The sequence below is a fragment of the Mesorhizobium sp. B2-3-12 genome (assembly GCF_006442205.1).
Lineage (GTDB): Bacteria > Pseudomonadota > Alphaproteobacteria > Rhizobiales > Rhizobiaceae > Mesorhizobium.
Genome location: NZ_VFVR01000008.1, coordinates 294,245 through 309,811 on the forward strand (window position 1 = coordinate 294,245; position 15,567 = coordinate 309,811).

17 protein-coding genes are annotated in these 15,567 nt (G+C 64.6%); 8 read left to right on the forward strand and 9 right to left on the reverse strand.

Annotated features, from left to right (window positions below; translation table 11 throughout):
- Positions 1-3 precede the first annotated feature (3 nt).
- On the reverse strand, positions 4-1,002 hold the full coding sequence (locus FJ948_RS22980; protein ID WP_140708426.1) for a DUF2125 domain-containing protein: 999 nt from the start codon (positions 1,000-1,002) through the stop codon (positions 4-6).
- Positions 1,003-1,155: 153 nt separating this feature from the next.
- On the opposite strand from FJ948_RS22980, the gene FJ948_RS22985 reads away from it, so the two are divergent.
- From FJ948_RS22985 to FJ948_RS22995, 3 genes are all read left to right on the forward strand, one after another.
- On the forward strand, positions 1,156-1,677 hold the full coding sequence (locus FJ948_RS22985; protein ID WP_140708428.1) for a gamma-glutamylcyclotransferase: 522 nt from the start codon (positions 1,156-1,158) through the stop codon (positions 1,675-1,677).
- A gap of 121 nt (positions 1,678-1,798) precedes the next feature.
- Positions 1,799-2,746 (forward strand): aldo/keto reductase, encoded by a 948-nt coding sequence (locus FJ948_RS22990; protein WP_140708430.1) that lies wholly within the window; start codon positions 1,799-1,801, stop codon positions 2,744-2,746.
- Positions 2,747-2,833: 87 nt separating this feature from the next.
- Positions 2,834-3,460: a LysE family translocator gene (locus tag FJ948_RS22995; RefSeq protein WP_140708432.1), complete on the forward strand. Its 627-nt coding sequence runs from the start codon at positions 2,834-2,836 to the stop codon at positions 3,458-3,460.
- Between the two features lie 12 nt (positions 3,461-3,472).
- On the opposite strand, the gene FJ948_RS23000 is transcribed toward FJ948_RS22995, so the two are convergent.
- Positions 3,473-4,261: a 1-acyl-sn-glycerol-3-phosphate acyltransferase gene (locus FJ948_RS23000; protein WP_140708434.1), complete on the reverse strand. Its 789-nt coding sequence runs from the start codon at positions 4,259-4,261 to the stop codon at positions 3,473-3,475.
- A 77-nt stretch (positions 4,262-4,338) separates the two neighbouring features.
- Positions 4,339-5,244, reverse strand: coding sequence for a LysR family transcriptional regulator (locus FJ948_RS23005; RefSeq protein ID WP_140708436.1), 906 nt, complete (start codon positions 5,242-5,244; stop codon positions 4,339-4,341).
- A gap of 160 nt (positions 5,245-5,404) precedes the next feature.
- On the opposite strand from FJ948_RS23005, the gene FJ948_RS23010 reads away from it, so the two are divergent.
- Positions 5,405-6,037, forward strand: coding sequence for a pyridoxamine 5'-phosphate oxidase family protein (locus FJ948_RS23010; RefSeq protein ID WP_140708438.1), 633 nt, complete (start codon positions 5,405-5,407; stop codon positions 6,035-6,037).
- Positions 6,038-6,044: 7 nt separating this feature from the next.
- Here FJ948_RS23010 and FJ948_RS23015 read toward each other — a convergent pair whose 3' ends face one another.
- The 3 genes from FJ948_RS23015 to ftsE form a co-directional block, all read right to left on the reverse strand.
- A complete protein-coding gene (locus FJ948_RS23015; protein WP_140708440.1) occupies positions 6,045-6,770 on the reverse strand; it encodes a YdcF family protein in 726 nt (241 codons plus the stop codon).
- A 119-nt stretch (positions 6,771-6,889) separates the two neighbouring features.
- Positions 6,890-7,876 carry an ABC transporter permease gene (locus FJ948_RS23020; RefSeq protein WP_140708442.1) on the reverse strand — a complete coding sequence of 329 codons (987 nt, stop codon included), beginning with the start codon at positions 7,874-7,876 and terminating at the stop codon, positions 6,890-6,892.
- Positions 7,869-8,528: a cell division ATP-binding protein FtsE gene (gene ftsE, locus FJ948_RS23025; protein WP_140708444.1), complete on the reverse strand. Its 660-nt coding sequence runs from the start codon at positions 8,526-8,528 to the stop codon at positions 7,869-7,871. Before ftsE ends, FJ948_RS23020 begins: the two co-directional genes overlap by 8 nt.
- A gap of 190 nt (positions 8,529-8,718) precedes the next feature.
- On the opposite strand from ftsE, the gene FJ948_RS23030 reads away from it, so the two are divergent.
- The 3 genes from FJ948_RS23030 to FJ948_RS23040 all read left to right on the forward strand — a co-directional run bounded on the left by FJ948_RS23030 (position 8,719) and on the right by FJ948_RS23040 (position 10,420).
- The gene (locus FJ948_RS23030; RefSeq protein WP_140708546.1) at positions 8,719-9,363 is read left to right on the forward strand and encodes a hypothetical protein; all 645 of its coding nucleotides are present in this window, start codon (positions 8,719-8,721) and stop codon (positions 9,361-9,363) included.
- A gap of 23 nt (positions 9,364-9,386) precedes the next feature.
- Complete coding sequence (gene hpt, locus FJ948_RS23035; RefSeq protein WP_140708446.1) at positions 9,387-9,929, forward strand: hypoxanthine phosphoribosyltransferase; 543 nt, start codon at positions 9,387-9,389, stop codon at positions 9,927-9,929.
- 119 nt (positions 9,930-10,048) lie between these two features.
- A complete protein-coding gene (locus FJ948_RS23040) occupies positions 10,049-10,420 on the forward strand; it encodes a response regulator (protein WP_181173781.1) in 372 nt (123 codons plus the stop codon).
- Here the strand turns inward: FJ948_RS23040 and FJ948_RS23045 are convergent, their stop codons facing one another.
- The gene (locus FJ948_RS23045) at positions 10,421-11,368 is read right to left on the reverse strand and encodes a DMT family transporter (RefSeq protein ID WP_140708450.1); all 948 of its coding nucleotides are present in this window, start codon (positions 11,366-11,368) and stop codon (positions 10,421-10,423) included. It abuts the gene before it with no gap.
- 217 nt (positions 11,369-11,585) lie between these two features.
- On the opposite strand from FJ948_RS23045, the gene FJ948_RS23050 reads away from it, so the two are divergent.
- Positions 11,586-12,443 carry a LysR substrate-binding domain-containing protein gene (locus FJ948_RS23050; protein WP_140708452.1) on the forward strand — a complete coding sequence of 286 codons (858 nt, stop codon included), beginning with the start codon at positions 11,586-11,588 and terminating at the stop codon, positions 12,441-12,443.
- Positions 12,444-12,445: 2 nt separating this feature from the next.
- Here FJ948_RS23050 and FJ948_RS23055 read toward each other — a convergent pair whose 3' ends face one another.
- Positions 12,446-12,817, reverse strand: a complete 372-nt coding sequence (locus FJ948_RS23055) for a glyoxalase superfamily protein (RefSeq protein ID WP_140708454.1) — start codon at positions 12,815-12,817, stop codon at positions 12,446-12,448.
- A gap of 44 nt (positions 12,818-12,861) precedes the next feature.
- Positions 12,862-15,450 (reverse strand): TIGR02302 family protein, encoded by a 2,589-nt coding sequence (locus tag FJ948_RS23060; RefSeq protein ID WP_140708456.1) that lies wholly within the window; start codon positions 15,448-15,450, stop codon positions 12,862-12,864.
- Between the last annotated feature and the right edge of the window lie 117 nt (positions 15,451-15,567).

The window sequence follows — 15,567 nt, forward strand, 5'->3', positions numbered from 1 at the left end:
GTGCTATTGCACCGGCTTGATCTTGCCCAGCGGAATGAAGCCGAGCGAGGCCTTGCCCTTGACCACTTTCAGCGGCATCGACGGTTCGCTGCCGAGCAGCGCCAGGGCGGCAAAACCCTGCTCGATCGCATTCTTCTGCTCGGGTATGGCGCCGGCAAGGATGGATGCCACGGCCTTGGGATCCTTGATCTTGATCATCAGATCGGCGTCGACCAGGCCGTCCACGTCAACCGATAGCGGCCCGGAAAGGGTGACACGCGCCGTCCCCGACGACAGATCGAGGTTGCGGATTTCGATCCTCTGGCCGCGCAGGCTTTTGACCTGCGTGCCGACCAGCGCGACGCCGTTCTTCAGGGACACGTCGCCGCTGGCATCGAGCGCCGGCAGGACGCGCCCGCCGATCGCGTCGGCATCGATCTCGAGATCGCCAAAGCTGCCGACATAGTCGAGATCGCCGTTGTTGGGCTGCAATTGTCCAGAAGCCTTGCCGGCGCTGAACAGCTCGACCGGGTCGGTGTCGTCGGCCGGGTCGGTCTGGCCCGACAGCCCTTCGGCCTGCAGCGCGATACGCCGCGGCAGCGGGTACCACAATTTGACATTGGCCTGCAGATTGTCCCAGTCGATCCAGAGCGGCGTCATGCCCGGAACGGAGGTTCTGAGCGGACCGCGCAGATTGGCGACCGGCGACAGGGGCTGGACGATCTGGGCGACGGCATTGAAGGAACCGGCCGAGGCGGCAATGTTCTTGGCATCGTCCTCGTAGGCAAGGTTGTCGCAGGAAACCGTGAAGCTCAGAGGATAACCGCTGACCTTGAGATTGGCGCAGCCGGCCTCGATGCCGTTCTTGTTGAGCGTGGCAACGGTCTTATCGGCCTCTGACCTGACCTTGTCGGCAAGATAGAACCAGCCGGCGCTGTAAATGGCGAACAGCACGAGGATGAACGCGGCAAGCCACCACAGGCGGCGACGGTTACCCGGTTGGCGTTCGTCACTTGACGTCATGCTTTGGCTCTCATTAACGCAGGGATGTCGTGTACGGATTCTCGGGTTGCGACAACAGAGGTCGACGGTGACGAATAGGTAGCCGGGGACGGACGGAAAAAACACCGGTTTCCGGTGGGGTGTTGCCATTCTTTTTCAATCAGGCGCGGCGATATGGGCGATTTTTGGGTGTTCGGTTATGGTTCGCTGATCTGGCGGCCGGGTTTCGCGCATGTCGAGACACGGCGCGCCCACCTGCATGGCTACCGCCGCTCGCTTTGTGTCTATTCCTTCGTGCACCGGGGCACGCGCCAGCGGCCCGGATTGGTGCTTGGCCTCGACCATGGCGGCTCCTGCATCGGTCTTGCCTTCCGTGTGCCGGGCGAAGTGCGCGGCGAGGTCATCGCCTATCTGCGCGAGCGCGAGCTGGTGACCAGCGTCTATCTCGAACGGACGCTGAAGGTTCGTCTGGACGGCGGCGGCGCGGTCGAGGCGGTGGCCTATATCGTTGACCGCAAGCATGAGCAATATGCCGGGGCTCTGGATGCGGCTGACGCGGCGGCCGTCGTGCGCGGCGCCGTTGGCCGATCCGGCAACAACGAAGACTATGTGCTGAGCACGCTGGAACATCTCCAAGCGCTCGGGATCCGCGACCACTGGCTGGAGGATGTGGCGCGCCGGATAGCGCTTTTGTGAAGCGCTGGCTTTGCGGAAAAAGGCGGCCAGGCCTTTGACGTCGATCTGGCAAGACCTAGGTTAGGCTCGAACCCAGCCAACGGGCGGCATCGCCCGGCCCCAATCATCACGGAGATCCGTCTTGCAGAAACGCCGTCTCGGTCGCACCGACCTTTCCATCGCGCCGCTGGTTCTGGGCGGCAACGTCTTCGGCTGGACCGCCGACGAGAAAACCTCTTTCGACCTGCTCGACCGCTTCGTCGGGGCTGGCCTCAATGCGATCGACACGGCCGACGCCTATTCGCGCTGGGTTCCAGGCAACCAGGGCGGCGAATCGGAAAGCATCATCGGCAAGTGGATGAAGGAGCGGGGAAACCGCGACAAGGTCATCGTGGTCACCAAGGTCGGCTCGGATATGGGGCAGGGCCACAAGGACCTCTCCGCCGCCTATATCGAGAAGGCCGTCGACGCCTCGCTGAAGCGACTGCAGACCGACGCAATCGACCTCTATCTGTCGCACTGGCCGGATCCGGCCACACCTTACGAGGAAACCCTCGGCGCCTATGAGAAGCTGCTCGCCAAGGGCAAGATCCGCTATGCCGGCTGTTCCAACCTCGATGCCGGCCAGTTGCGTGCGGCACTCGATGTGGCGAGCCTGCGCGGCCTGCCGCGCTACGAGGTGCTGCAGCCGGAATACAATCTCTATGACCGCTCCTCCTTCGATGGGCCGCTGCGCGACCTCTGCGTGGCCGAGGATATCGGCGTCATCACCTATTTCAGCCTGGCCAAGGGTTTCTTGAGCGGCAAGTACCGCACGGAGGCCGATCTCGGCCAAAGCGAGCGCGGCGGCGGGGTGAAAGACTACCTCAATGCGCGGGGCATGCGCATCCTGACGGCGCTCGATGCGGTGTCGGCGAGGCACCAGGCCAAGCAGGCGGAGGTTGCGCTTGCCTGGGCCATCGCGCGGCCTGGCGTCACCGCGCCGATCGCCAGCGCCACCAAGCCCAGCCAGATGGACAGCCTGATCAAGGCGGTGTCGTTGAAGTTGAGCGCCGACGACATGGCGGAACTCGACAAAGCCAGCGGCTGAGGCCGACAGCACGCACGAACGTCCAAGACGATCCTCACGCCCTGCCATACCGTCCTTCGCACGAAAGGCTCATGGGCGGAGGATCGGATGGCCGGCCTGCTTGTTTCGCAACCCGAGCTTTGGCGCCAACTGCTCGCGTTGCTGCTGGCCGCCACCGTCGTCATGGGCAGTCCGGGGCCGGCGACGATAAGCGTCACCGCCGTCGGCGCCGCCTTCGGCCTGCGCGATTCGCTGCGTTACACCGGCGGCATCGTCGTGGGCACGATCGCCGTGCTGCTGGTGGTGGCGACCGGGGTCATGGCGGCGCTTGCCTCCATGCCGAAGCTGGCGCCGTTGCTGGTTGTCGCGTCCGCGGCCTACATCCTCTATCTCGCTTTCAAGATCGCCACGGCGCCGCCGCTGGCGGCACGTGCCGCCGAGGGTTCGCGCCCGACATGGCTGGCCGGGTTTCTGCTGGCGGTCGCCAATCCCAAGGCCTATGTGGCGATCGCCGCCGTGTTCGCCGGCGCCTCGTCGAGAGACGGCGGTGTCGAACTCGACGCGCGGACGAAACTGACGGTTCTCGCGGCGATGATCGTCGTCATCCACGCCGTGTGGCTTCTTGCCGGTGCGGCGTTCGCGCGCTTCCTGCGCAGGCCCGTCGCCTCGCGGATCATCAACCTCTTCTTCGCGGCGACGCTGGTGCTGACCACGGTGCTGGCGGTGTACGGTTGACGGCCTGGGCCTTCAGGTCTTCGCGCCGAGCTCCCGAAGGCGCTTGACCGCGGTCGGTGGCAAGGCCGGTGGGTTTGGTGCGCGCGATGCCTCGACGAGAAGCTGGTCGCAGGCAGCCTCGGTCTCGCCGATCAGCCGCGCCATGAACTCGTCCTTGCCCAGACCTGGCGGAATGGGCGGCAGGAACCGCGCCTTTATGGTGCCGGGATAGCGCAGGAATTTGCGGCGCGGCCAATAGAGGCCGGCGACATGGGCTACCGGAACCACCGGCACGCCAAGCTGCGCGTAGATCTCGACGATGCCGTATTTGTAGGCCGGTTCGTCGCCAGGCGCCCGGCGCGTGCCTTCGGGATAGATGATCAGCTGGCGCGGGTTGCGCGCCATCTCTTCCCTGGTCGCGGCGACCACGGCTTTCAAGGCCTTGGAGCGGCTGCCGCGATGCACCGGGATCATCCGCATCTTCAGGATGTACCAGCCGAAGAACGGGATCCAGGTCAGCTCGCGCTTCAGGATGTAGAGCGGGTCCTGAAGGAAAGGAAAGAAGGCGATCGCGTCCCAGAATGACTGATGTTTCGGCGCCAGGATGAAGGACCCCTCGGGCAGGTTTTCCTGTCCGGTGATCTCGTTCTTCGTGCCGGCGATCTTGTCGTAGAGCCACATCGAAGTGCGCGACCAGAATTTCGGCACGAACCAGGCGCGGTGGCGCGGCGACAGGAAATAGTAGGGGGTCCAGAGGATCATCTGGACGATCAGATTGACGTAGAAGACGAAATTGAACGCCAGCGATCTGACATAGAGCATGGGGGAGGTCCGGTGAGGAGGTGTGCGTTGGTTACACTAAGCGCGCAAAAAAAGGAAACGGTGCGATGCTGCCCATCCTACCAGGTCGCGCGAGCCAGGCGTTTCCTCAGGCGTGGGGCGGCAAAGTCGAGGAAGGCGCGCAGTTTCACCGGCAGCCGGCCCTGGCCCTCATGCACCAGGTTTACCGGCCAGGGCTCGGCTTCGAACTCCCTGAGCACGGAGCGCAGTGTTCCTGATCGTACTGCCGCGACGATCTGGTAGGAAAGCACCCGCGTCAATCCGACACCGTTGATCGCCGCATCGATCGCCGCCTCGGCGGTGTTGACCCTGAGCCTCGAGCGGACCGGCACGGCAAGATCAGCCCTGTCCACCGCGAAGGTCCAGGTGGCGGGTGAGCCAAGGCTTTCGAAGGCGATGCAGCTATGGGTCTCAAGATCTCCCGGGACCCGGGGAATGCCGTGCGCGGCCAGATAGGCCGGGCTTGCGCAGACGACATGACCGATCGAGCCGACCCTGATGGCGACCATGCGCGAATCCGGCAGCCTGCCGATGCGAACGGCGAGGTCGATATGATCCTCGGCCAGCTGGCTTATCCTGTCGCCGAGCGTGAGGCGGATATCCACCAGGGGATAGGCGGCGAGGAATTCGGTGACGACCGGCAGCACGTGAAGGCGGCCGAAGACGATCGGCGCGGTGATGATCAGTTCTCCGGTCGGGGCGCTGTATTCGCCGCCGGCGGTGCGTTCGGCGTCGCCGACCTCGTCGAGAATGCGGCGGCAGGCCGCGAGATAGGCGTGGCCCGCGTCGGTCAGCGTCAGCCGCCGCGTCGTACGGTTCAACAGCCGGGTCTTCAGATGCCGCTCCAGTTCGGAGACTTTGCGGCTGACCGTTGCGAGCGGAACGCCCGAACGGCGTGCGGCAGCGGAAAGGCTGCCATCTTCCACCGCCGCGACGAAAAGGGACATGGCTTCGAGGCGATCCATCGTTCTTCCGGAAAATGGAAGGGAGGGTTGCGAGTATGACATCTACATTCGCAATATGGAAGGTCGCATATGGGTGGGGTGCAAACGCCGCCAGTGGGCGAGCGATGATTCGCGCCGTCGGAGCTCGGGCTCCGGGGATGTCGCATGCCAGGAGGTTTCGATGAACATGCACGCCTTTGCCAGCGATGTCGCCTTCACGCCGACGATCAAGGCGATCCAGGCGCGCAAGGGTTCGCGCCAGTCCTATGCCCGCGTCGAGGAGCGCGGCGGCTGGCAATCGGCGATCACACCGGACCTTGCCGCTTTCATCGAAATGCAGACCAGCGTCTTCCTGTCGACCGCCAATGGCGATGGTCAGCCCTATATCCAGCACCGTGGCGGGCCTGCCGGCTTTCTCAGGGTGCTGGATGAAAAGACGATCGGCTTCGCGGATTTTCTAGGCAATAAGCAGTTCATCACCCAGGGCAATCTGGCCGACAATCCGAGGGCCTTCCTGTTCCTGATCGATTATATGACGCGCCAGCGCATCAAGATCTGGGGTACGGCCCGTGTCGTCGAGGATGACCCTGAGTTGACGGCGAGGCTGATGCCTCAGGACTACAGAGCGCGGCCCGAGCAGGTCATCCTGTTGACCGCCTCGGCCTGGGATGCCAATTGCCCGCAGCACATACCGCAGCGTTTCGAGGCAGCCGATGTGGCAGCGGCACTTGGCGAGCGCGACCGGCGCATTCAGCACCTCGAGCAGGAGATCGCACGTCTCAAGGGAATCTCGGGGGCTGCCGCCAAGGAATGACGCGGGATCAGCCGCCGGCCGCGGTTTCGGCCAGCGCGATGCCGTCGGGCGTCGGCTTCACCGGCACGATGCCACGTGCCAGCGCCAGCAGATATTTGGTGTATTCGGTGAACAGCACGCGCAACGCCTGCGGCTTGGTCAGCCAGCCGCCATTGTCGAGGTTGGAATTGACCACCGGATAGGGCTCCAGCTTGGCACCATGCAGCAGTCGGCCCATCTCCAGCAGGCTGCGCGGCATGTGATAGTTGTTGGTGACGAGGATCACCGTGCCATAGGCATGGTTTTCCACCCATTTGGCGCTTTCCTCGGCATTGCCGATCGTGTCGAGCGCAGCGCGATCGATGTCGACGCAGCAGGAAAACAGCTTCTTGTCGCCGCCGGTCGCCGCCTGAAGCTGGCGGCGGCTGGCGGAGGGATGCACACCGCTGATCAAGAGCCGCGCGCCCTTGCCGGACGCCAGCAGCTCCATCGCGGCGTCGAGGCGCGATTGCCCGCCGGTGAGCACGATGATGGCATCGGCCTTGGCCGGATTGGCAGGCGTGGCCAGATGGCTGACCTTGTTGGCGAACCAGCCAAAGCCACCGGCAAACAAGGTCGCGAGAATGAGGAGTGACAGAGCGGACATCCGCAGAGCGGTCTTTAAACGGCTAATCCGGGGGTGGCCGCGCCAACGGGCAACCACCACTGGCATCTGTCCAGCCGTTCCGGTCGAATCCCGCACGTCCATGACCATATGGTTAATCCCGAAATACGGCCTTTGATAGGTGAAAGATGCACTTTGCGTTACGCGAATTCTCCATCCGTGATCGCCCCCTTTTCATCGACGCCGTCTAAGCAAGAACGTATCTCTTTTCATGCGTCGGGCTGGCGAACGTCGATGTCGCTGAGATAGGCGACGACCGTGGCGTGCGAGGTCGCCGCCGTCAGCGCGCCGATCACCAGCACCATCAGGACGACACCCGCGTAACCCGCCGAGCCGATGGCGAAATTGCCGAACAAAGCCGTTGCCTGATCGGCCTGCGGCGTTGCCATGTTGCGCGACGACCACCAGGAAAACACGATGAAGACGAGCACCGCCGCAGCGCCGCCGGCGGCCGCGCCCTTCATGCCGGTGACCAGGAAATGGCGGCGGAATTCGCGCGCGATGAAGGCCGCCTCGGCGCCGACGAAATGCAGCACCTCGATGATGTGGCCATTGCCGGCCATGGCGCCACGGGTCGCGAACACCACCGTCAGCACGGTCGCCGATAGCATCAGGGCCAGAACGGCGATGCCTATGGTCACCGTGGTGCGGGCCATGGCGACCAGCCGGTCGACCCAGGTGCGGTGGTCGTCGAGCGATGCGCTCGGCAGTTTCGGCGTGATCGCGGCGCGCATGGCGGCGAAGTCGGGCGGACTGGTCTCGTCGATGGTGACGATGATCAGCCGCGGCACCGGCAGGTCGTCGATGTTGAGGCCCGAACCCAGCCACGGCTCCAGCAGCCTTGCGGTCGCTTCGCGGTCGATGATCCGGGTCGACTTCACGCCGGGAAATTCGCCGGCGATCCGCGAGGCCTGGGTAAGGGCCGCCTCCATGTCGAGTCCGTCGGCCGGCTTGATCTGGATCGTCGCCTCGCGCGAAATCTGGTTCTCCCAGACCGAGGCTGTGTCGCGTACCAGCGTCACGGCGCCGAAGGTCAGGCAGGACAGGAAGGTCATGATGGCGATGACCAGCACCAAAGCGCGACCGGCAATGTTCTGCGCCGGCACGATCGGCGCCATCTTGCGTTGTGCGCGCGGCCTCGCCTCGACCGCCTCGGCATCCTGCTCCTCGAAATGGTCCGCCGATAGGTCAGTCATAGGTATCCAGCCTTCCGCCGGCCAGAATCATGCGGCGCGCGTCGACCTGTTCCATCAGGCCGAGGTCGTGAGTAGCGATCACCACCGCGGTGCCGAGGCGATTGAGCTCGATGAACAGCCTGAGCAGGCGCCGCGCCAGCGGCGGATCAACATTGCCGGTCGGTTCGTCGGCAAGCAGGATTTCGGGCTGCTCGATCAGGGCGCGGGCGATCGCGGCGCGCTGCTTCTCGCCGCCCGACAGCACCGGCGGCAGCACATGCATGCGCTCGCCCAGCCCCACCCATTTCAACAGCTCGGTGACGTCGGTGCGGTAGCTCGCTTCCTCGCGCCCGCGCACGCGCAGCGGCAGCGCGACGTTTTCGTAGGTTGTCATGTGGTCGAGCAGGCGAAAATCCTGGAACACCACGCCGATGCGGCGGCGCAGGTGCGGCAGTTCGGTGCGTGAGATGCGCGAGCGGTCCTTGCCGAAGATGGTGATCAGCCCGCGCGTCGGCTTCAGCGACATGAACAAAAGGCGCAGCAACGTCGACTTGCCGGCGCCCGAAGGCCCGCTCAGGAACTGGAAGGAGCGCTCCGGTATGTGCAGGGAGATGTCGCGGAGGATTTCCGGACCCATGCCATAGCGGAGGCCGACATTTTCGAAGCGAATCAATTTCGACGACCTGAGATTCCGGGTGGCGGCGAGCCAGCCTGTTCTGGAAAAAGACCATCGGCCCGCATGGTTAACCGGCGGTTAATTCCTGGGTTGTTTCGGCTCGTCACGAGGGCTCCGGTGGGGAAGCGTTAACCATTTGTGTTTACGCAAAAGAAACGAAAAGCGAACGTGCTGCAATGCTGGGGCCATCATGGCTGAGGAACGAACCGCGCGCCCGGTTTCCGGCGAAATCATGACCGAACCGCCCGCAATTGCCATGGCGGAGCGGATCGTGCGCGGTCCGGCGGCCGATGTCATCGATGCGGACTACGTCGTCATGTCGCGGCCCGTCCCACCGGTGGAAAACGCTTCGCCCCCGCCGCGCCTGATTGTCACCCCGCCCATCGAGGGCATGGACATGCTGCGCAAGCCGGAAGCGCCGGCGGAGAGGCCGCCGGCCTCGCGCGGCGGTCCGATCTTCTGGATCGCCGGCGTCGGTGCCGCCCTTGCCGCCTTCTGGGTCTCGGGCGGCCATGCGCTGATGCGCCAGGCGCCGTTCCTCGGCGGCGCGCAAGCGTCGGCGCTGACCATTTCAGGCGTCACCTCCCGCGTCGACGCCTCGGGCCCTAAGCCGGTGCTGTTCGTCGATGGCGAGGCCGCCAATGACGGAACGGGCCTCGCGACCATGCCGCCGCTCGAAATCCGGGTGACGGGCAATGACGGGCAAACAATCCGCTATACGTTGGGGACATCCGGCCGTTCGCTGGCATCGGGCGAAAGATTCGGCTTTGCCAGCCGGCTCGACGTGCCTAAGAACGGGGTCAAGACCGTTTTGGTCACTTTCGCCGAGTAGGCGACCACTGGGGAAGACCAGCAATGCCCATCGTACGCGACAAGGACATCGAAGTCCTGTTTTCCGCGTCGGCGATCGCGCGCCGCAATCTCGAACTCGCCAAGGAGATCGCCGAACACGATTACCATGATCTGCTGGTGATTTCGGTGCTGAAAGGCTCGTTCATCTTCGCCGCCGATCTGATCCGCGCCATGCACGATGTCGGCTTGTCGCCGGAAGTCGAGTTCATCTTCATCTCCAGCTATGGCGCCGGCACCACCAGCGGCGAGGTGAGGGTGCTGCGCGACATCGACAACGAGGTTGCCGGCCGTGATGTGCTGTTGATCGACGACATCCTCGAATCGGGCAAGACGCTGAGCTTCACCCGCGACCTGATGCTGTCGCGCGGCGCGAAAAGCTGCTCCATCGCCGTGCTGCTCGACAAGCGCATGCGCCGCCAGACCGCGCTCAACGCCGACTATGTCGGCTTCGACTGCCCCGACTATTTCGTCGTCGGCTACGGCATGGACGTCGCGCACGCCTTTCGGGAATTGCCGTTCGTGGGTGTCGTGAAAGGCGATGTGTGAGGCCAGCACTCCGCACCGGTGAATGCTGAAAAAGGCCTTAACGGCTTCAGGAAAATTAGCCTGGCCTGGCGCCCCGGTTTTCAGGAAAAGTCAACTTTTGGCCGCCAAATATGCCGGCCATGGCAAAGCTTCTGATCGTCGAGGACGATGAGTCCGTCCGTACCCTCGCAGCCCGCGCGCTCGAACGCGCCGGCCACGCAATCGATATCGCCGCCGACGGCGCCCAGGGGCTTTCGCTGATCCGGGCCGCGAACGGCGGATACGATCTCGTCGTCTCCGATATCCGCATGCCCGAGATGGACGGCATCGAGATGGCGATTGCGGCCGCGGCACTTTTCCCGGCGATGAAGATCATGCTGATGACCGGCTATGCCGACCAGCGCGAGCGCGCCGAGGAGTTGAACGGAATCATCCTCGATGTCGTGCAAAAACCCTTCACGCTGGCCGAGATCCGTTCGCGTGTCGAGCAGGCACTGATCTGCTTCGCCTGATCAGGCCGGATCCCTGGCGACAAGCACGGGTGCCGCGCTCCCGCGCCGCCCAGTGTTGAGCGCCAGCAGACCGGCGCCGATGATGAGGGCCGCACCCATCACCGTCGTCGACCTGGGCACCTCGGCAAAGAAGAGGAAGCCCCACAACGGTGACCACAGGATGCCGGTATATTCGAAAGTGGCGACGCGGTTGGCCGGCGCCAGCCGGTAGCCCTGCGAGAGCAGGATCATGCCCGCGGAGGCGACGAAACCGCACGCTGCCATCTTCAGGAAATCCGGCGGTGTCGGCCAGATCCACGGCCTCACCAGGAATTCGAGGCTGGGGTGGACGGCGTGAGTTATGCCGGCAAGATGGAACGAGCCGGCGACCACGGCGGCGCCGACGAGATAGGCGCCGTTCTGGTAGAAGGCCATGACGGTGGACGATTCGGTGTCGCCGATCTTGCGGGCCATCAATTGCGAGAAGCCGTAGAGCGCCGCCGAGCCCAGCGACAGCAAGGCCGCCCAATCGAACAGCCCGGCGCCTGGACGCACCATCACGACCACACCCAACAGTCCAATCAGCACGGTCGCCAGCGTCCGCCAGGAGACGTGTTCGCCGAGATACGGCCCGGCAAGTGCCATGATGAACAACGGCGCCATGAAATAGAGCGCCACGGCGTCGGCCAGCGGCAGGGCGGCGATGGCCAGGTAATACACCGTGTAGGAGGTGAACTGGATGAAGGCGCGTATCGTCAGCAGGCCGAAGCGCCGCGACAGGATGGCCCGCAGCCCGACGTCGGCGTGGACGAGAAGGATCAGGATCGGCAAGGCGACGATCGAACGGATCGCCATCACCTCGGTCACCGGATAGCCGCTCGACACGGCTTTGACCAGCGGATCCTGCAGCGAGAACACCAGCACGCCCAGGCACAGGCTCAGGACGCCGCGCACCATCCTATTCTGCATGCGTTCAGGCTCCCGTGCGTACGATCCGGCGACCGTCCAGATCAAAAAGAACCCGCCACCGTTTCGGGTAGCGGGCACGAGTGAGGACTCTTTGATTGGTCCGCGGCCGATTTCGCGGTCGCATATCCAGTGGGTGCGGCAACTATCCACTGGCGTTTGACATGTTGCAAACGAATTGGAATGATGCCAGCAATCAGATTTTCTTATGGCGGATTCCATGCGCCCAACCCTCGACAGCGATCTCCTGCGCACCTTCGTGGCCATCGCCGAAGCCGGCAATTTCACCAGGGCGGCCGAGCAGGCTGGCCGCACCCAATCGGCCGTGTCGATGCAGATGAAGAAGCTCGAAGAGTTGGTCGGCGACAGCCTGTTCGAGCGCGGCTCGCGCGGCGTGGCACTGACGCGGCGCGGCGGCGAACTGATCGTCAATGCCCGCCGCATCGTCGCGCTGCTCGACGAGACGGCTGCGTCGATGGCGGCGGCGCCGCTGGGCGGGCCGGTGCGCATCGGTATTCCCGAGGAATACGGCCACGCCATCCTGTCGCGCGCGCTCGGCGCATTCGCCAAGCGCCACACCAAGGTCGAGGTCACCGTGCGTTACGCGCATTCGGAGGCGCAGATCGCCGCGCTCGCCGCCGGCGAACTCGATCTCTGCGTGGTGTTCGAATGGCAGGATCCTTTGGGCGGCGAAGTGCTGATGCACGACCCGACCGTCTGGGTGACGTCGGCACTGCACCGTATGCACGAGGAGCGTCCCGTGCCCATCGCGCTCTACAACCGGGTCAGTTGGTGCAAGGACTTCGCCATCAGGTCCCTGGAACAACGCGGGCTTGCCTATCGTGTCGCTTATTCCAGCGACACCACCGGCGGCCTGAAGCTTGCCGTCACCTCGGGACTGGCGATCGCGCCGATCTCGCGCAGCAACATTCCGGACGGTTGCCGGGAGCTCACCCCCGCCGACGGGTTCGGCGATATCGATTCCTCGAATGTGGTGATGCACCGCAACCCGAATGCGTCAGGGGAAGCGATCGATGGCATGCAGGAAGCGATCCGCGAGGCATTTGTCAACCGGTAGGGTCAGTCCCCCGCATCCTCATAGAAAGTCAGGCTATTGCCGAACGGATCGCCGACCGTGACCTCCCTGGTCTTCCAGGGTGTCTGCTCCAAACCCGGCCTGGCAAAGCGGTATTTCCTGGCGGTCAACTCGTGGTGCAGCCCAGCAATGTCGGCCGTCTCGATCCGGATGTGAGAGCCCGGCGTGCCGTCGCCATGATGTTCGCTCAGATGCAGGACACAGCCGTCGCGCGCGACGGCTGTGTAAAGCGGTGCGCCGTCGTCGAAGCGATGTTCCCACTGCACCTCGAATCCCAGAAATCCGACGTAGAATTCATGCGCCTTGGCAATATCGAAGATGCGCAGGATGGGCGTGACAGGACCAAGTTTCGGCATGGTGTTGCAACCGTTCGGGAGTAGCGGATGGGGGACGGCGATCGCTACTTCAGCTCCAGCAGCCGTTCCAGATAGCTGCGCTCGATATCGGGGCTGAGCGCGTTGCCCAGCCGCTTGCGGATCGCTTCCAGGATCTGGCGCGCGCGCTGGACGTCGATCTCGTCGGGCACTTTCACCGAGTCGCCGAAATCAGGACCCTGGCTGGCGCGCGGCCGGCCGAGCGGGTCGCGATCGGCGTCCTGCTGGCGGCCGCCTTGCTGGCTGCCGCCCTGGTCGCCCTGCATGGCCTGCATCTGCTTCATCATGTCCTTGGCGCCCTTGCGCAGCGCCTCGAGCGCCCGGCCCTGGTGGCCGACGGCTTCGTCGCCCTGGCCCTCGCCAAGCGCCTGTTCGGCGCTGCCCATGGATTTGCCGGCCTCGCCAAATCCTTCATTGGGTTCCATGCCCATGCCTTCGAGGCCTTTCTTCAGCTGCTCGAGATCGCCTTTCAGCTGGCCCTGGCCTTCCTGCAGCTGCTTCAGCGCATCGGCGAATTCCTGCGGCGTCATCGGCTTTGGTTCGCCATTCTCGCCAGGCTTGCCGTTTTCGCCCGATTGGCCTTGCTCACCGTTCTGGCCAAGTTGCTCGTCGCGATTCTGGCCACGCTGGCGCTCGCCGCGCTGCATCTGGTCCATGCGGAAGGTGTCGTTCATCATTTCCTGCTGGCGCCGCAGGATCTCGCCGAGCTTGTCCATCTGCTGGCGCATCTGGCTGTCCTGCTCACCGCCCTGCTGCTGGCGGCCGGCCTGGAGGTTGTTCATCATGTCTTGCAGTTGCGACAGCAATTGCTGGGCCTTGTCGCGATCGCCCGATTTCGCCAGGTTCTCGATCTGGTCCATCATGCGGTCGATGTCGCTCTGGCGCAGTTCCTGGCCATTCTGCTGCATCTGTGGTGCATTCGGGTTCTGCTTGGCGCGTTCGGCGAATTCCTGCAGGAACTGGTTCATCGCCTCGCGCAGTTCCTTCATCGCCTTCTCGATCTCGGCGTCGCTGGCGCCGTTCTTGATGGCATCCTGCAGCGCCTGCTGCGCCTGGCGCAGCCGCTTTTCGGCCGCCGACAGGTTGCCCTCCTCGATGCCGAGCGCGATTTCCCAGAGATAGGCCACCTCGCCGCGCAACTGATCGTCATTCCCGGCCAGTTTCAGCCGGCTCATCGCGCTCATGATGGCGAGATAATGGGACATATTGTCGAACGTATCTTCCGGCCGCAGCGTGATGGCATCCATCAGGTCGAGCACGCGCGGCTTGGCGTTGGCGTCGAGCGCCAGCAGGCGGCGCTGTTCGATCACCGCGCGCGCCAGCGGGTTGGCGAACGGGCGCTCGGGCATTACGAGCGTCTTGGTCTCGCTGGACGCGGTGTGTCCGGCGTCGTCGGTGGCGACGAGCGTCAGCTTGATGCTGCTGCCGGCCCAGACATGCTCGGTCAGGTCCTTGGTGGTCTTGGCGGCGTTCGACTTGCCGCCACGGCGCGGCAGCGACAGCGGCATCTCGGGCGGGCCATAGAGCGGATGAGCACCTGGCGCCTGCGGATCGGCCAGCGCGAAGACCGCCTTGGCGGTGGCGGCGCCGTAGTCGTCGTCGATCTGGTAGTTGAGCTCGAAGGCGCCGTTGGCGGCGCGCTTGGGCTCGCCGACGAAGCGGATTTGCGGGGGCTTGTCCGGCAGCACGGCGAAGGCCCAGCGGCCAAGCTGATCGTCGCCCGATTTCAGCGTCAGCGTGCCGTCGCCAGTCAGCTTGCCGGTGAATTGGCGCACATTGGACGGTGTCGGGCTTGCGGCCGGCTTGGCCGTGGCGGCGGCTTGCGGGACGGACGGGTCGATGGCGCGTGCGTTGCCGTCCTTGTCTGCATAGGAAAGCGTTTCTTCCCCCGATCCACCGGTCACGCGTAGCGACACATCGCTGCCTTCCGGAATGGTGAAGGTCGGCGTCGCCTGGTTGGCATCGGCGGTCAGGAAAACCGGCGGTTTGCCGGTATAGGCCGGCGGCGTCACCCAGGCGTCGATGCGCGGCGGCAGGATGTCGAGCCTGTCGTGCGCGCTGAACCCGTCGCTCAGCCGGCCACCGGTCGGTCCGAAGGAGAAGGCGAAGGCGGTGACGAGCAGCAGCGCCGCCACGGCGCGCAGTCCCCAGGGGTCGCGCTCCGGCACGCGCGTGCGCGGCAGGTCGGCGCCGAGACTGTCGAGCTTTCCAGCCATGCGCTTCTGATGCTCGCGCCAGAGCGCCTGCGAGAAACTGCTTTCCTGGCCGCTGGGCCGGTCGCCCTGCACCTGTACGGGGCTGTGCAGCAGTTTGTTGGCGGCCTCGATGCGGCGATCGATCTCGGCCGCGGCAGGCATGCGGAAAAAGCGCAGCGGATAGAGCGTGGCCAGCCCTGCGAGGCCGAACAGGGCGAGAAGGCCGATGCGCACGACATCCGGCAGCCGGGGGAAAATGCCGAACCAGGAGGCGCTGAGGAAGAGGGCGACGACAATGATGAGCGGGAGCAGCAGCGGCCAGCCACGCTCGACCGTCATCGAGACCCGCGTCGCCAGCCGGCTCAAGGCAAGGCGTCCGGCCAGGCCGCGGTCGTTGCTGAAGATGGGTCGTTGCGTCATCGGCCCTTCCCAAAGCCGGTTCCATCCCGAAACCCTAGGATGGGGCTCTATCTTTTCTGGGCATGATCCGTTCCCGAAAACGGGATACCATTTTTCGGGATCATGCCGTAGGGCGGG

Excerpts from the sequence above, each read along its gene's own strand:
- FJ948_RS22980 (WP_140708426.1), bottom strand. The coding sequence starts at position 1,002 with ATGACGTCAAGTGACGAACGCCAACCGGGTAACCGTCGCCGCCTGTGG.
- FJ948_RS22985 (WP_140708428.1), top strand. The coding sequence starts at position 1,156 with ATGGGCGATTTTTGGGTGTTCGGTTATGGTTCGCTGATCTGGCGGCCG.
- FJ948_RS22995 (WP_140708432.1), top strand. The coding sequence starts at position 2,834 with ATGGCCGGCCTGCTTGTTTCGCAACCCGAGCTTTGGCGCCAACTGCTC.
- FJ948_RS23000 (WP_140708434.1), bottom strand. The coding sequence starts at position 4,261 with ATGCTCTATGTCAGATCGCTGGCGTTCAATTTCGTCTTCTACGTCAAT.
- FJ948_RS23005 (WP_140708436.1), bottom strand. The coding sequence starts at position 5,244 with ATGGATCGCCTCGAAGCCATGTCCCTTTTCGTCGCGGCGGTGGAAGAT.
- FJ948_RS23010 (WP_140708438.1), top strand. The coding sequence starts at position 5,405 with ATGAACATGCACGCCTTTGCCAGCGATGTCGCCTTCACGCCGACGATC.
- FJ948_RS23015 (WP_140708440.1), bottom strand. The coding sequence starts at position 6,770 with ATGGTCATGGACGTGCGGGATTCGACCGGAACGGCTGGACAGATGCCA.
- FJ948_RS23020 (WP_140708442.1), bottom strand. The coding sequence starts at position 7,876 with ATGACTGACCTATCGGCGGACCATTTCGAGGAGCAGGATGCCGAGGCG.
- hpt (WP_140708446.1), top strand. The coding sequence starts at position 9,387 with ATGCCCATCGTACGCGACAAGGACATCGAAGTCCTGTTTTCCGCGTCG.
- FJ948_RS23040 (WP_181173781.1), top strand. The coding sequence starts at position 10,049 with ATGGCAAAGCTTCTGATCGTCGAGGACGATGAGTCCGTCCGTACCCTC.
- FJ948_RS23045 (WP_140708450.1), bottom strand. The coding sequence starts at position 11,368 with ATGCAGAATAGGATGGTGCGCGGCGTCCTGAGCCTGTGCCTGGGCGTG.
- FJ948_RS23050 (WP_140708452.1), top strand. The coding sequence starts at position 11,586 with ATGCGCCCAACCCTCGACAGCGATCTCCTGCGCACCTTCGTGGCCATC.
- FJ948_RS23055 (WP_140708454.1), bottom strand. The coding sequence starts at position 12,817 with ATGCCGAAACTTGGTCCTGTCACGCCCATCCTGCGCATCTTCGATATT.
- FJ948_RS23060 (WP_140708456.1), bottom strand. The coding sequence starts at position 15,450 with ATGACGCAACGACCCATCTTCAGCAACGACCGCGGCCTGGCCGGACGC.